At 49.4% G+C, this 14916-nt stretch carries 11 protein-coding genes and 1 pseudogene; all 12 read left to right on the top strand.

Annotated features, from left to right (window positions below; genetic code table 11):
• Positions 1-35: 35 nt before the first annotated feature.
• Positions 36-119, top strand: a pseudogene (locus WMO29_RS02350) (Maff2 family mobile element protein); the annotation flags it as partial.
• A 16-nt stretch (positions 120-135) separates the two neighbouring features.
• The gene (locus WMO29_RS02345; protein ID WP_002610323.1) at positions 136-1005 is read left to right on the top strand and encodes a VirB6/TrbL-like conjugal transfer protein, CD1112 family; all 870 of its coding nucleotides are present in this window, start codon (positions 136-138) and stop codon (positions 1003-1005) included.
• 21 nt (positions 1006-1026) lie between these two features.
• On the top strand, positions 1027-1431 hold the full coding sequence (locus WMO29_RS02340) for a PrgI family protein (RefSeq protein ID WP_077726641.1): 405 nt from the start codon (positions 1027-1029) through the stop codon (positions 1429-1431).
• Complete coding sequence (locus WMO29_RS02335) at positions 1379-3814, top strand: VirB4-like conjugal transfer ATPase, CD1110 family (RefSeq protein ID WP_173793631.1); 2436 nt, start codon at positions 1379-1381, stop codon at positions 3812-3814. The genes WMO29_RS02340 and WMO29_RS02335 overlap by 53 nt, the downstream gene beginning before the upstream one ends.
• Positions 3815-3863: 49 nt before the next feature.
• Positions 3864-5900, top strand: a complete 2037-nt coding sequence (locus tag WMO29_RS02330) for a C40 family peptidase (protein WP_308727901.1) — start codon at positions 3864-3866, stop codon at positions 5898-5900.
• A gap of 31 nt (positions 5901-5931) precedes the next feature.
• The gene (locus tag WMO29_RS02325; RefSeq protein ID WP_055153476.1) at positions 5932-6189 is read left to right on the top strand and encodes a DUF4315 family protein; all 258 of its coding nucleotides are present in this window, start codon (positions 5932-5934) and stop codon (positions 6187-6189) included.
• Positions 6179-6907 (top strand): DUF4366 domain-containing protein, encoded by a 729-nt coding sequence (locus tag WMO29_RS02320; RefSeq protein WP_002610332.1) that lies wholly within the window; start codon positions 6179-6181, stop codon positions 6905-6907. Before WMO29_RS02325 ends, WMO29_RS02320 begins: the two co-directional genes overlap by 11 nt.
• Positions 6904-7092: a transposase gene (locus WMO29_RS02315; RefSeq protein ID WP_011861109.1), complete on the top strand. Its 189-nt coding sequence runs from the start codon at positions 6904-6906 to the stop codon at positions 7090-7092. The genes WMO29_RS02320 and WMO29_RS02315 overlap by 4 nt, the downstream gene beginning before the upstream one ends.
• A gap of 67 nt (positions 7093-7159) precedes the next feature.
• Positions 7160-7828: a hypothetical protein gene (locus WMO29_RS02310; RefSeq protein WP_055222878.1), complete on the top strand. Its 669-nt coding sequence runs from the start codon at positions 7160-7162 to the stop codon at positions 7826-7828.
• Positions 7829-7894: 66 nt separating this feature from the next.
• Positions 7895-9985 carry a DNA topoisomerase 3 gene (locus WMO29_RS02305; protein ID WP_308727900.1) on the top strand — a complete coding sequence of 697 codons (2091 nt, stop codon included), beginning with the start codon at positions 7895-7897 and terminating at the stop codon, positions 9983-9985.
• A gap of 154 nt (positions 9986-10139) precedes the next feature.
• On the top strand, positions 10140-13967 hold the full coding sequence (locus tag WMO29_RS02300; protein WP_308727899.1) for an antirestriction protein ArdA: 3828 nt from the start codon (positions 10140-10142) through the stop codon (positions 13965-13967).
• 3 nt (positions 13968-13970) lie between these two features.
• Positions 13971-14915, top strand: coding sequence for a hypothetical protein (locus WMO29_RS02295; RefSeq protein ID WP_118523592.1), 945 nt, complete (start codon positions 13971-13973; stop codon positions 14913-14915).
• Position 14916: the final 1 nt, after the last annotated feature.

The raw sequence follows: 14916 nt of genomic DNA, 5'->3' as shown, positions 1-14916 counted from the left end.
CCGCCCGCCATCGAGCAGAGTTTTACACCTAATTGGGGATAAAACAGCTCATGGCAGGCGGCGGTGTTGCCCTTATCGGCACTATCCTTGTACCTCTGCTTTCCGGCTTGTTCGGTTAAGCGCGGGTAGCTGCCTATGCAGAGCATACTTGACGCGATTAACGAATGGATAAAGGAAATCCTTATCGGAGCGATAAACGGTAATCTGTCAACTATGTTCGGGGACGTAAACGAAAAAGTCGGGACTATCGCAAACGAGGTAGGACAGACCCCGCAAGGGTGGAACGCCAACATTTTCAGCATGATACAGACCCTTTCTGAAAATGTAATCGTCCCGATTGCGGGGCTTGTCATTACCTATGTCCTATGCTACGAGCTAATCAGCATGGTAACGGAAAAGAACAATATGCACGACATAGAAACATTCATGTTCTTTAAGTGGATATTCAAAGCCTTTGTCGCGGTGTTTATCGTAACCAACACGTTCAACATCACAATGGCGGTCTTTGATATGGCGCAGCATATCGTTTCCGGCGCAGCGGGGGTTATCGGCGGCGATACGAATATCGACGTTGCCGAAGCCCTTGCCGCCATGCAGGAGGGGCTTGAAGATATGGAAATCCCCGAACTGCTCTTACTTGTGCTTGAAACAAGCCTTGTGAGCCTTTGCATGAAAATCATGTCCGTACTGATAACCGTTATCCTATACGGCAGAATGATAGAGATTTACCTTTACTGTTCGGTATCGCCTATTCCATTTGCGACCATGACCAACAGAGAATGGGGACAGATTGGAAACAACTACCTAAAAGGGCTGTTCGCTCTTGGTTTTCAAGGCTTCCTCATTATGATATGTGTCGGTATTTACGCCGTACTGGTAAACGATATGATAATCGCAGACAATCTGCACAGCGCGGTATTTTCCCTTGCCGCCTATACGGTTATCCTCTGTTTTTCCCTGTTCAAATCCGGCACACTGGCAAAATCCATATTCAACGCCCACTAAGGGCAGAAAGGAGGTTTTTTCTTGGCGTATGTACCTGTACCCAAAGACCTATCCAAAGTCAAAACAAAAGTCGCTTTCAATCTGACAAAGCGGCAAATCGTTTGTTTTGCGGCGGCTCTCTTAATCGGACTGCCGCTGTTTTTTTTGCTCAAAGGCAGCGCAGGGACAAATCTTGCGGCTATGGCGATGATTGTCGTCATGCTCCCCTGCTTCCTGCTTGCCATGTATGAAAAGCATGGACAGCCCCTTGAAGTGGTGGTTAAGAACATCATTCAGACAAAGTTTACCCGCCCAAAGGAGCGACCTTACAGAACCGAAAACCTATACGCTGTCTTGGAAAAGCAGCGAAACTTAGAAAAGGAGGTATCAGCGATTGTCAAAAGGACAAACAAAAAAGACGCGGGAAGCCGCAGGAAACAGGCGTAAGCTGACCCGCGCCGAAAAGAAACAGATTGCCGAAGCTATCCGAAAGGCTAAAGGCGACGGCAAAGCCCGCACCGCACAGCAGACCATTCCCTACCTTGCCATGTACCCGGACGGTATCTGCAAGGTTACGGAAAAGAGATATTCAAAGTGCGTCGTGTTCGAGGACATCAATTATCAGCTTGCACAGGCTGACGATAAGACCGCCATTTTTGAAAACTGGTGCGATTTCCTCAACTACTTTGACGCGAGCGTGAGCGTGCAGCTTTCTTTCATCAATCAAGGAACGCAGCGGGAACAGGCAGAAAAAGCAATCTCTATCCCCGCACAGGAGGACGCTTTTAACTCTATCCGCACCGAGTATTCGGATATGCTGAAAAATCAGCTTAGTAAAGGCAACAACGGGCTTGTGAAGCACAAATACATTACCTTTACTGTTGAAGCCGATAACAAGGCGGCTGCAAAGTCAAGGCTTTCCCGTATCGAAACCGACGTGCTTAACAATTTCAAGGTGCTTGGCGTAACCGCCCGCCCCTTATCCGGCTATGAACGCTTAAAGGTGCTGCATGGGGTATTCCACCCAGAGGGCGAGCCGTTCTCCTTTTCCTTTGACTGGCTTACCCCGTCGGGGCTGTCTACAAAGGATTTTATCGCCCCGTCCTCTTTCCGTTTTGGCGAGGGCAGATATTTCCGCATGGGGCGTAAAATCGGCGCGGCGAGCTTCCTTGAAATCCTTGCGCCGGAACTCAACGACCGTATGCTTGCTGATATACTGGACTTGGAAACAGGTGTAATCGTCAACTTACATATCCGCAGTATCGACCAGTCGGAAGCAATCAAGACCATTAAGCGCAAAATCACAGACCTTGACAAGATGAAGATTGAGGAACAGAAAAAAGCGGTTAGAAGCGGCTATGACATGGATATAATCCCGTCCGACCTTGCCACCTTTGGCAGCGAAGCAAAGAACTTGTTGCAGGACTTACAGAGCCGCAACGAGCGAATGTTTCTCCTTACATTCCTTGTGGTAAACATGGCAGACACGAAGCGGAAACTGGAAAATGACATTTTCGCTGCGGCGGGTATCGCACAGAAATACAACTGCCGCCTGACACGCCTTGACTATCAGCAGGAAGCGGGGCTTTTATCCAGTGTGCCGATTGGGAAAAACCTTATCCCGATACAGCGGGGGCTTACCACATCAAGCACCGCTATTTTCATTCCCTTTATCACGCAGGAGCTTTTTCAGACGGGGCAAGCCCTGTACTATGGCTTGAACGCCCTTTCTAACAATATGATACTCTGCGACAGAAAGCAGCTCAAAAACCCAAACGGGCTTATCTTGGGAACGCCGGGAAGCGGTAAGAGTTTCGCCGCCAAAAGGGAAATGACAAATGCTTTCCTCATTACTGACGACGACATTATCATCTGCGACCCGGAAGCCGAGTATTTTTCCCTTGTGCAGCGTCTGAACGGGCAAGTGATACGGCTTTCCCCTACGGGCAGGGGCATTGACGGCAAGCCCCAGTATGTAAACCCTATGGATATAAACCTTAACTATTCCGAGGACGACAACCCGTTAGCCTTGAAATCTGATTTTATCCTTTCCCTCTGTGAGCTTGTCATTGGCGGCAAGGAGGGTTTGCAGCCTGTCGATAAGACCGTCATTGACAGGGCTGTAAGAAATGTGTACCGTCCGTTCCTTGCAGACCCCGACCCGGCAAAAATGCCTATCTTGGGCGACCTTTACGACGAGCTGTTAAGACAGCCGGAGCCGGAAGCTGCCCGTATCGCGGCGGCATTGGAGCTGTATGTTTCCGGCAGCCTTAACGTATTCAACCACAGAACCAACGTGGAACTTTCTAACCGCCTTGTTTGCTTTGATATAAAGCAGCTTGGGAAGCAGCTTAAAAAGTTAGGTATGCTCATTGTGCAAGACCAGACATGGAACAGGGTAACGATAAACCGCGCAGAAAAGAAATCCACCCGCTACTATATGGACGAGTTTCACTTGCTCTTAAAAGAGGAACAGACCGCCGCTTACAGCGTGGAGATTTGGAAGCGTTTCCGTAAATGGGGCGGTATCCCCACAGCCATTACGCAGAACGTCAAAGACCTTTTGGCAAGCCGCGAGGTGGAAAATATCTTTGAAAACAGCGATTTTGTCCTCATGCTCAATCAAGCGCAGGGCGACCGTACTATCCTTGCAAAGCAGCTTAATATTTCCCCGCAGCAGATGAAGTATGTTACCCACACCGAAGCGGGCGAGGGGCTTATCTTCTATGGAAATGTGGTGCTGCCTTTTGTAGACCGCTTCCCGAAAGATACCGAGCTTTACAGGGTAATGACAACGAAGCCGGAGGAAGTTTCCGAAAGCGGAAAGTGAGGTGCAGACCATGAAGCAATATAAATCCCGCGATAAAATCACGCAGAAAATGACCCGCGACGGGCTTATCGAGGTAAACGAAACACAGCAGACCGCCGAGCGTATCAGTAAACGGGAACAGGACGCGGATTTTCAAAAGTCCCCGGAGCAGCAAGCGGCGCAGGACGGGACGCAGCTTCAAGGTTTACCGTCCCAAACTTCCCCGTTACCCCACGCACCGGGAGCTGTCCCCGCAAGGGACACCGCCACCGCAGACCGCGTCATGGAGCATATCGAAGCCGCACAGACCCGCAAATCCAGTAAAAAGGCGGTACGCAAGGCACAGGAGGAAGCCACCGCACAAACAACATCTTCCCGCTTGCAGTTTACCGAGGAAGAACTTGCCGCCCCGGAACTGGAACGCTATATTGAAAAATCAAACAAAGCCGCTGACCGACTGGACGCGGCAAAGGCAGCTATCCCAAAGCAAAAGAAACTGGTTAAGAAGCGCACCTTTGACGAAGCCGCAGGCAAGGCAAAGACCCGCTTACGCTTTGAAGAACAGGAAAAACCGATACCCGGCGGCAAAAAGGGAAACCCGCTGTCCCGCCCTGCACAGGAAGCAGGGATTTTCGTCCATAACAAGATACATTCCGTTGAAAAGGACAATTCCGGCGTTGAGGGGGCGCATAAATCAGAGGAACTTGCCGAGCGCGGCGCGAAATACGGAGCGCGGAAGTTAAAACAGGGCTACCGCAGCCATAAGCTGAAACCCTACCGGGAAGCAGCAAATGCAGAAAAGGCAGCATTTAAGACAAACGTCAACTTCCAGTATCACAAGACCTTGCGCGACAATCCGCAGCTTACCTCTAACCTTCTTTCCCGTTTCATGCAGAAACAGCAGATAAAACGCCAGTATGCAAAGGCGGCAAAGAAAGGAGGGGCAAAAGCCGCAGCGGAAGCCACAAGAAAGACGGCGAAGAAAACCGCCGAGGAAACGAGGAAAGCCGCCGCATTTGCGGCAAGACACCCGGCGGGCATTTTGATTGCAGTTGCCGCGCTGCTTCTCTTTATTATGATTTCCGCAGGGCTGTCCTCTTGCGGGGCTATGTTTTCGGGCTTGACAAACGGGGTGCTTGGCACTTCCTACACATCCGAGGACAGCGACCTTGTGGCAGTTGAAAACAACTATGCCGCATTGGAAAACGGGCTGCAAAGTGAGATTGACAATATCGAAAGCACCCACCCCGGCTATGATGAATACCGCTACGACCTTGACAGTATCGGGCATAACCCCCACGAACTTGCGTCTTACTTGACCGCCCTCTTGCAGAGCTACACCCCGCAGAGCGCACAGGCAGAGCTTGAACGTATCTTTTCCATGCAGTACACCTTGACGCTGACCGAGGAAGTGGAAATACGCTACCGCACCGAAACAAGCACCGACCCGGAAACCGGGGAAACCACCACCGAGGAAGTCCCTTATGAGTATCACATCTTAAATGTGAAACTGACAAACAAGCCGATTTCAGAGCTTGCGGAGGAACTTCTTACGCCACAGCAGCTTGAAATGTACCGGGTGTATTTGGAAACAAGCGGCAACAAACCGCTGATTTTTGGCGGCGGTTCTCCCGACGGAAGCCCGTCCGAGGATTTAAGCGGTGTGGAGTTTGTAAACGGTACGCGCCCCGGAAATCAAGAGCTTATGGAGCTTGCAAAGCAGCAAGTCGGAAATGTGGGCGGCTACCCTTACTGGTCTTGGTACGGCTTTAACAGCCGCGTGGAATGGTGCGCCTGTTTTGTATCATGGTGCTACAATCAAGCCGGAAAAAGCGAACCGCGCTTTGCGGGCTGCGAATGGCAGGGTGTCCCTTGGTTTCAGTCAAGGGGACAATGGGGCGCACGCGGCTATGAGAATATCGCACCGGGCGACGCTATCTTTTTCGATTGGGATTTAGACGGCGTTGCCGACCATGTGGGGCTTGTGCTTGGCAGGGACGGTAGCCGCGTCTATACCGTTGAGGGCAATTCCGGCGACGCCTGCAAGATAAAGAGCTATGACCTTAACTATCAATGTATCAAAGGCTACGGGCTGATGAACTGGTAAAGCAGTCCAAAAAAGAAAGGAGAAATGACCTATGGCAAACAATAAAATCGACCGTATCAATAAGGAAATCGCAAAGACCCGCGAGAAAATCACAGAGTATCAGAACAAGTTAAAAGGACTGGAAGTGCAGAAAACCGAAGCGGAAAACCTTGAAATCGTGCAGCTTGTACGAGCTATGCGTCTGACCCCGCAGGAACTGAACGCTATGCTGTCCGGCGGCGGTATTCCCGGCATGACTGCCGCACCCGCAGAAGAAAACGAACAGGAGGAAAATGCAGATGAAGAATAAACTGAAAAAGACCATGACTGCCCTTTGTGCCGCCCTTATCCTTATGGGCGGTTTTTCTGTCCCTGCCTATGCACAGGGCGCAGCCACAGAGCCGCCCGCCGGGGACGCGACCAACGACAGTAATGTAGTTGTGGAGGAAAAAGAGGAAACGCCGCCCCTTACCCCAAAGGGAAACGCTACACTGGTTGACGATTACGGCGGCAATAAGCAACTTATCACTGTTACCACCAAAGGCGGCAACTATTTCTATATCCTCATTGACCGCGCCGCCGAGGGCGAACAGACCGTACATTTCCTAAATCAAGTGGACGAAGCCGACCTTATGGCACTGACCGAAAACGGCGAAGCTGCCAAAAAGCCGGAAATCTGTAACTGTACGGAAAAATGCGAAGTCGGAAAGGTAAACACGTCCTGCCCGGTATGTGTTACCAGTATGACAGGCTGCACAGGCAAAGAACCTACCCCAACACCAACGGAGCAGCCGGAAGAACTGAAAGAAAAAGGCGGCAATCCCGGTGTGGTGCTTGCCTTAGTCCTCTTTGCCCTGCTTGGTGGCGGCGCAGCGTTCTACTACTTTAAGTTTCTAAAGCCGAAGCAGAATGTAAAGGGCGATACCGACCTTGAAGATTTTGAATTTGAGGACTACGACGAGGACGAGCCGGAAGCAGATACCGGGGAAACTCCCGAAGATGAAGAAACGGAGGAAGAAACCCTATGACCCTGTTTACCGACAATCCCTTTGAAAAAATGATGATACAGAAACCGAACGGGCGGCGTGATAATGCGCCGCCTGTTCCTTATCCCCCGGCTTGCGCTTCCTGCCCTTATAAGGGACAGTCCCCTTGTGTGGGGTACTGTCTGAAACAGGTACAGAAGAAAAAAGAAACCGAGCCGGAACGCTGAAAAGAAATGTGGAGAAACTTCTTTTTGTGTGGTAAAATAATTATCATATAGCAAAGGAGCTGATGAATTGGGAAATAAATTAACAGACGCTTTAATAGCAACTGGAAAAGGGGCTGTATCATTATTCCCCGGAGGTGGTTTTTTAGCCGAGTATATAAGTTTGGCACAAGGGTATGTGGCTGATAAACGAATGAATGAGTGGAAGCAAAGAGTTGAGGAAATATTAGAAAAAATTCCACGCTCAATAGATGAATTGGCACAAGATGAGGCGTTCTATTCTTGTGTTCAAGTTGCAACTATGGGAGCAATGAGAGCATATCAGAAAGAAAAGCAAGAGCTTTTTGCTAATGCACTTTATTCTTCTGCAAACAATATAGATATACCAACGGATAAAAAACTTTTTTACTTGTCATTACTTGGAAGTTATACATTAAGTCATATAATGTTGCTAAAATATTTCGCACAAGATAATTACAATGAAAAGGTTATTAAGCGAAGTGGAACAACAATTCGGACGATTGGTGGAACAGAACACCCGATAAAAGGAATTATTGAGAAACTTCCTTGCTTTGCAGATGATATAATGTTTGTAAAACATATTGCAGGACAGCTTTGTTCAGACAGTTTAATAAGCATTGTAGATTTTGATACACCTGTTTCAACAGAACTTGCAAGAGCAAAAAGAACCACAAAATACGGAGATGAATTTTTAAAATTTATTCAAGACTATCAATAGATAGCTTATTTGTAGAGTAGCCAGAAATGGCTGCTCTTTTCTTTTACCCGAAAGGAGGATTTATCACTGATTTTAGTTATCGCAGAAAAGCCCAGTGTGGCGCAAACAATCGCTGCCGTACTTGGGGCAAAGGAAAAGAAAGACGGATTTCTCACAGGAAGCGGCTATCTTGTTTCTTGGTGCGTGGGACATTTGGTAGGGCTTGCGGAAGCTGCCGCCTACGGGGAACAATATAAAAAGTGGAGCTATGACAGCTTACCGATTTTACCGCAGGAATGGAAGTACACCGTTTCCGCTGACAAGGAAAAGCAATTCAAAACCCTAAAAGAGCTTATGCACCGGGCAGACGTTTCCGAAGTCGTCAATGCCTGCGACGCGGGGCGCGAGGGAGAACTCATTTTCCGTTTTGTTTATGAAATGGCGGGCTGCAAGAAACCTATGCGCCGCCTTTGGATTTCTTCTATGGAGGACAGCGCAATCAAAGAGGGCTTTTCCCGTCTGAAGAACGGCGAGGAATACGACGCGCTCTTTGCTTCCGCATTGTGCAGGGCAAAGGCTGACTGGTTAATTGGTATCAATGCCACCCGCCTTTTCTCTGTCCTTTACAATCATACCTTGAACGTGGGGCGCGTACAGACCCCGACCTTAAAAATGCTTGTTGACCGGGACGCAGCGATTACCACTTTCAAGAAAGAAAAATACTACCATGTGCGCCTTGCCTTATCCGGCGCGGAAGCTGCAAGTGAAAGAATTTCAGATAAGGCAGAAGCCGACGCATTAAAAACGACTTGCGAAGTGTCAAAAGCAGTCTGTACTTCCCTTGTGAAAGAGAAAAAGACCGCAGCCCCGCCGAAGCTCTTTGACCTTACTTCTTTACAGAGGGAAGCAAACCGCCTGTTCGGTTATACCGCAAAGCAGACCCTTGACCTTGCACAATCCCTGTATGAAAAAAGACTTCTTACTTATCCGAGAACAGACAGCGCATTTCTGACCGACGACATGAGCGACACAGCGGCGGGCATTATCAAGCTGCTTTGTGGGAAATTTTCTTTTATGGCGGGAAAAGACTTCACGCCGGAGCTTGGAAAGGTTCTGAACAGTAAAAAAGTATCAGACCACCATGCCATTATCCCGACTATGGAGCTTGCAAAGTCCGACCTTTCCGCGCTGCTGGAAAGCGAAAGGAATATCCTTACCCTTGCCGGGGCGCGTCTTATCATGGCAACCGCTGCACCGCATACCTTTGAAGCGGTTACAGCAGTTTTTGAATGTGCCGGACAGCCCTTTACCGTAAGGGGCAAGACCATTCTTTGTGAGGGTTGGAAAGAGATTGACCGAAAATACAGGGCAGCCTTAAAAAACAAGCCCGAAACGGACGACGCAGACAGCGACATAGAAAATACCCTGCCGCCATTTACCGAGGGACAGACCTTTGAAAATCCGGCGGCAACGGTAACGGAGCATGACACAACACCGCCAAAACCTCACAACGAAGCGTCTCTGCTCTCTGCTATGGAGCGCGCCGGAAGTGAGGACACCGACCCGGACGCAGAACGCAAAGGGCTTGGAACTCCCGCCACCCGCGCCGCCGTCATTGAAAAACTGGTAAAGGGGGGCTTTGTGGAGCGAAAAGGCAAGCAGCTACTTCCCACAAAAGACGGTATCAACCTTGTGTGCGTCCTGCCGGACACATTGACAAGTCCGCAGCTTACCGCAGAATGGGAAAACAATCTGACGCAGATTGCAAAAGGTAAGGCAGACCCCGCCGCATTTATGGAGGGTATTGAGGATATGGCGCGGGAGCTGGTAAAGACCTATCCGTTTCTTTCTGATGATAAAGCACAGATGTTCAAGCCGGAACGGGAAACATTGGGAAGCTGCCCACGCTGCGGCTCTCCTGTCTATGAGGGAAAGAAAAACTACTATTGCAGTAATAAGGAATGTATCTTTGCCATGTGGAAAAATGACCGTTTCTTTGAAGAACGAAAAGTAACCTTTACCCCAAAGATTGCCGCCGCACTCTTAAAATCCGGCAAGGTAAATGTGAAAAAGCTCTATTCCCCAAAGACGGGCAAAACCTACGAAGGAACTATCGTATTGGCTGATACGGGCGGGAAATATGTCAACTACCGCATTGAACTACCGAAGAAAAAATAACTGAATAGCAAGCATAGGAAAAGAGTACCCTTTTCCGTAAAATCCCTGCTTTCTCTACCGAGAATGGCGGGGATTTTTGCTTGTTGGGAAGTTTCCCAAACCCTCTGTTTTATGGAGGGTTTTACCCTCTGAAACCGAAGAAAGGAGGTTACACATGGCAAGTTTACGGGACACCGTAAAGGACTATCAAGAAGAATTAAGGGACGGTATCGCTTGGGTGGCGTTTTGGAAAACGGGACGTTCTTGGAACGCCGAATATTTCCACCTTGAAATGAGCGATATTCTCTACCCGGAGGACAGAAGCCGCATGGAAGAAATCAAACAGGCTGACCCTGCCGCCGTTGTGGTAAACGGTTATTATTCCGGCTATCTTGGCGAGGATATGAGCCTTGACGAGCTGACCGCCGGAGTGCGCCACCACTACGAAAACGGATATAGCAATATCGGGGAATTTATCGAAGCCCACGACGACAGGCTGCCGCCGGAGCTTATCGAGGAAGCAAGAGCCGCCGCCCACGCTGCGGGGCTGCCTTTCTCTGAAAAAGCCTACCGGGACGGCGAAGAACCCGACCCCTATCTATTTGACGGAAGCATGAGCATGGAGGACTACGAACTTATGCACCGCATGATTGAGAAAGAAAGGAGCGAGCGCATGGAAGAAACGATTTTAAGCGGGTATCTTTCTAATCTTGGAAAGTACACCGAGGGCAGACCTGCGGGCGAATGGGTATCATTCCCCACGACTGCCGAGCATTTGAAAGAAGTCTTTGACCGTATCGGGATAGACGGCAAAAACTACGGGGAGTTGCATATCACAGAATACCAGTCCTATATTGCAGGACTGGCAGGAAAATTGACCGAGCTTGAAAGCCTTGACGAACTGAACTATTTGAGCGAACTTTTGAAAATGCAGTTTGACGACGACCGGGAAAAATTTGTTGCAGCTATGGAATACGGCGACCATACAAGGGACTTGCAGGACATTATCAACCTTGCACAAAACCTTGATTGTTACTGGCTTTATCCGTCCGTACAGAGTGAGGAAGATTACGGGCATTATCTGATTGAAGAACTGGACGAGTTGGAGCTGCCCGAAGAAGCAAAAAAATATTTCATGTATGAGGAATACGGGCGGGACGCTGCTATCAATGACAGGGGCAGATTTACCGAGCAGGGCTATATCTACAATAACCGCAACACCTTTACACAGTGGTACGACGGGCGCGACGTGCCGGAGGAATACCGGGTAACGCCGCAGCCGCCAGTACAGGAAAAGGAACAGGCAGACCTTGACGCTTCCGCAGCCATACCGACCGCCGCCACAAAGCAGCCCCCGGTTCTCCCGATTATCCTATCTTCTGAAAAGCCTGCTGACAAAATGAAAGAGATTACCGACCGACTGGAACAAGGGATTTTAGGACTGTATGAAAGCGACCGTTACGCCGATTATTTGCGTACTATGTCAAAATTCCATGATTACAGCCTTAACAATACAATCCTTATCGCCATGCAGGGCGGCAATCTTGTGAAAGGCTATAAACAATGGGAAAAGGAATTTGACCGCCATGTAAAGCCCGGAGAAAAAGCTATCAAGATACTTGCGCCGTCCCCGTTTACCGTTAAGAAACAGGTGGAAAAAATCGACCCAGACACCCAAAAGCCTGTTTTCGATAAGGACGGGAAACCTGTTACCGAGGAAAAGGAAATCAAGATACCCGCCTTTCGTGTGGTATCTGTCTTTGATATTTCACAGACCGAGGGAAAGGAGCTTCCTGCCCTTACCTATGAGCTGACGGGCAACGTGGAACAATACAAGGATTTTTTCGCTGCCCTTGAAAAGACTTCTCCCTTTGCTATGGGATTTGAAGCACTAAGCGGCGGCGTAAAAGGACGCTGCAATTATGAGGAAAAGCGTATCTTCATCAACGAGGGCATGGACGAATTGCAGAATATCAAGACCGCAATCCATGAAATCGCCCACGCCACGCTGCATGATACCGCCCTTGCTATGCCGGAACGCCCCGACCGCCGCACCCGCGAGGTACAGGCAGAAAGCGTCGCCTATGCTGTCTGCCAACATTACGGGCTTGATACGTCGGACTATTCTTTTGGATATATCGCAGGGTGGAGCAGCGGAAAAGAACTTGCAGAACTGAAAGGCTCTCTTGAAACAATCCGCAGTACCGCCGCAAGTCTGATTGATACCATAGACGGGCATTTTGCAGAAATCCAAAAGGCACAGGATAAAGAACAGACCACCGAACAGGCACAACCCGCACAGGAAGCTACCAAACAGTCCGAAGCAGAAGCAGCCGCGCAGGAGCTTCCCGAAGAAACAGCCCCGGTACAGGAAAAAGAAGCACAGCCGGAACAGGCTGCACCCGCCCCTTATTACACTATCAATGAAGTTGCCGCCAAACGTGCAAAGGATATGAACAGTTTTTCCGATTATAAGCAAGGCAGCGCGACGGCTGAATACAGGCATTATGTAGATGAAGCCGTACAGCTTGCAGAAAGGCAGAAACAGCGGGTAGACCCGATGTACCATGATAAAATCGACAGCCTGCTTGACACCTACGCCCGGAAACTGGCGGCGAACATGAACAAAGGCTATGAGATTGACGCGCGTGTTCCCTCTATCCTGATTGCGGGCGGCTCTAACTTCCCCACAAGGAAGAAAGAAAAGCAGAACGCAGCCCGCGACAGCAATTACCGGGAATGGCAGGACATACAGGGGCTTCTTGATAAAATCCGCAGTACCGGCATGGGAGGTATCAGCGCAGACGACCCACAGGCAGTACAGAAGTTAGAAAAGAAACTGGAAAGCCTTGAAAAATCACAGGAAACCATGAAAGCCGTAAACGCCTATTACCGTAAGCATAATACCCTTGACGGCTGCCCGCATTTACCGCCAGAGGAACTGGAAAAACTGAAAGCAGATATGGCGAGCAGTTGGCATTTGGAGGACAAGCCCTTTGCGACTTGGGCGTTATCCAATAACAGCGCAGAAATCCGGCGCGTGAAAGACCGTATCAAATCCCTTTCACAGCAAAAAGAAATCGGTTTTGTGGGTTGGGAATTTGACGGCGGCAAGGTGGAAGCAAACACCGAAGCGAACCGATTGCAAATCTTCTTTGAGGATAAGCCGGACGAAGCCACGCGGGAAGTCTTAAAAAGTAACGGCTTCCGTTGGTCGCCAAAAGCAGGGGCATGGCAGCGGCAGCTTACCAGTAACGCCTATTATGCGGCTGATTATGTGAAAGCCATTGCACCCCTTACCGGGGAAAAGCCGACCGAGATACAGCGGGCGCATATCCGGCAGCAAAAGGTAGCTGCACAGGAACAACCCGCACAGGAGCAGCCGGAACAGGAAGCCCCACAGGACAAAGACACCTTTTCCATTTTTCAGATAAAAGGCGGGGACGAAACAAGGGACTTGCGCTTTGAACCTTACGACCGTCTGACTGCCACAGGACACCGGGTAGACCCGAAAAACTATGCGCTTGTCTATTCCGCAGAGCTTACGCCGGGGACTTCCCTTGAAGATATTTACACCCGCTTTAATATCGACCACCCGAAAGATTTTAAGGGACATAGCCTTTCCGTTTCTGACGTGGTGGTGCTTCATCAGAACGGGCAGGACACCGCCCACTATGTAGACAACTTCGGTTATAAGGAAGTGCCGGAGTTTTTGCAACCGGAAAACTATCTGAAAGCTGCAGAGCAGACCACCGAGCAAAATTACAATATGATTGACGGGCAGATAAACAACACCCCGACCGCTGCGGAACTGGAGGAAAAGGCGAAAGCCGGGGAACAGATTTCCCTTGCAGAATACGCCGAAGCATTGAAAACCGATAAGGGACGCGGCAAGCCTGCCAAACAGGAAAAGCCCTCTATCCGGGCGCAGCTTAAAGCAGCGAAAGAACAGACGACGAAGAAACAGGCAAGACAGAAAACACAGGATTTGGAAAGGAGCTGACCTATGAAGTTACAAAAATTTGAAAATGTGGACGTTATCGCTTCCCTTGAAGCCATAATGAAACAGAACACCGCTTTTTATCAGAGCGATTTTGACATAGACAAACAGATTTTACAGAAAGCGGCGGTAAGCCCTGTCCCGGAGGACAAACGGCTTTTGTGGTTTTCCCGCCCGTCCGGGACGTGCTGCTTCCGGGAACGGGACGTTTTTCTAAAGGATACAAGGCAGCATAATACATGGCGGTTTTACGGGGAACAGACCCGCGATACTATCCTTGCCTATGCGGTGGAACTGACAGGCACAGAGCAGGGAAAAATCAAGGGCAATCTTTATGAATTGGATTATTTGCAGCATTTCCGGGAAGTAATCGAAAAATCAATCCCTGCCGACAACTACACGCTGATTTATGAGCATGGGGAGCTGACAAAGCCTGCCGGACAATATTTTGACGGGGACACTGACCCGCAACTTGGAAAGTTTATACGTTTTGAAGCACAGCCAAACGACCCGGAAGCCTTAAAAAGCCTTTTGAGGGAACAGCAGAAAAAACGAACACCGCATACGCAGAGGGATTTTCAGTTACATATCGCCGCCCTGCATGACAGACGGATTGAAGCAGAAGCCCGCCGGATTGTGGAAAATGTAAAAGGGCTTGGAGAACCGGATAGCCCCGAAAAAACCCATTGTGCGGTAGAGCTTTCTCCCTACTTTGTTCCACTGGCAACGGATAAGGATATGGAACGGCTGCTTTCCATGCTCCCTTACAAAAGCCTTTCCTTATCTACGTTGGAGGGCAGGCATGGAGTTTATGCGTTGATAGATAAAAGCGAGAGGAATAAAGAGATGAAACAGTCCCCTCCCTCTGTCCGGGCGCAGTTACAAACAAAAAAATCCCAAAAAGTCCCGAAAAAGACAGCAAAAACAAAGCATCACGAATTGGAGGTATGAG

Source organism: Laedolimicola intestinihominis, from assembly GCF_040096155.1.
Taxonomy (GTDB): Bacteria; Bacillota; Clostridia; order Lachnospirales; family Lachnospiraceae; genus Laedolimicola; species Laedolimicola intestinihominis.
The sequence above is the reverse complement of the archived record's forward strand: the minus strand, read 5'-3'. Positions and strand labels throughout refer to the sequence as shown.

What these genes read in the sequence shown, in the direction of transcription:
- WMO29_RS02345 (WP_002610323.1), top strand. Translation starts at nt 136, where the DNA reads ATGCAGAGCATACTTGACGCGATTAACGAATGGATAAAGGAAATCCTT.
- WMO29_RS02330 (WP_308727901.1), top strand. Translation starts at nt 3,864, where the DNA reads ATGACCCGCGACGGGCTTATCGAGGTAAACGAAACACAGCAGACCGCC.
- WMO29_RS02325 (WP_055153476.1), top strand. Translation starts at nt 5,932, where the DNA reads ATGGCAAACAATAAAATCGACCGTATCAATAAGGAAATCGCAAAGACC.
- WMO29_RS02320 (WP_002610332.1), top strand. Translation starts at nt 6,179, where the DNA reads ATGAAGAATAAACTGAAAAAGACCATGACTGCCCTTTGTGCCGCCCTT.
- WMO29_RS02315 (WP_011861109.1), top strand. Translation starts at nt 6,904, where the DNA reads ATGACCCTGTTTACCGACAATCCCTTTGAAAAAATGATGATACAGAAA.
- WMO29_RS02300 (WP_308727899.1), top strand. Translation starts at nt 10,140, where the DNA reads ATGGCAAGTTTACGGGACACCGTAAAGGACTATCAAGAAGAATTAAGG.
- WMO29_RS02295 (WP_118523592.1), top strand. Translation starts at nt 13,971, where the DNA reads ATGAAGTTACAAAAATTTGAAAATGTGGACGTTATCGCTTCCCTTGAA.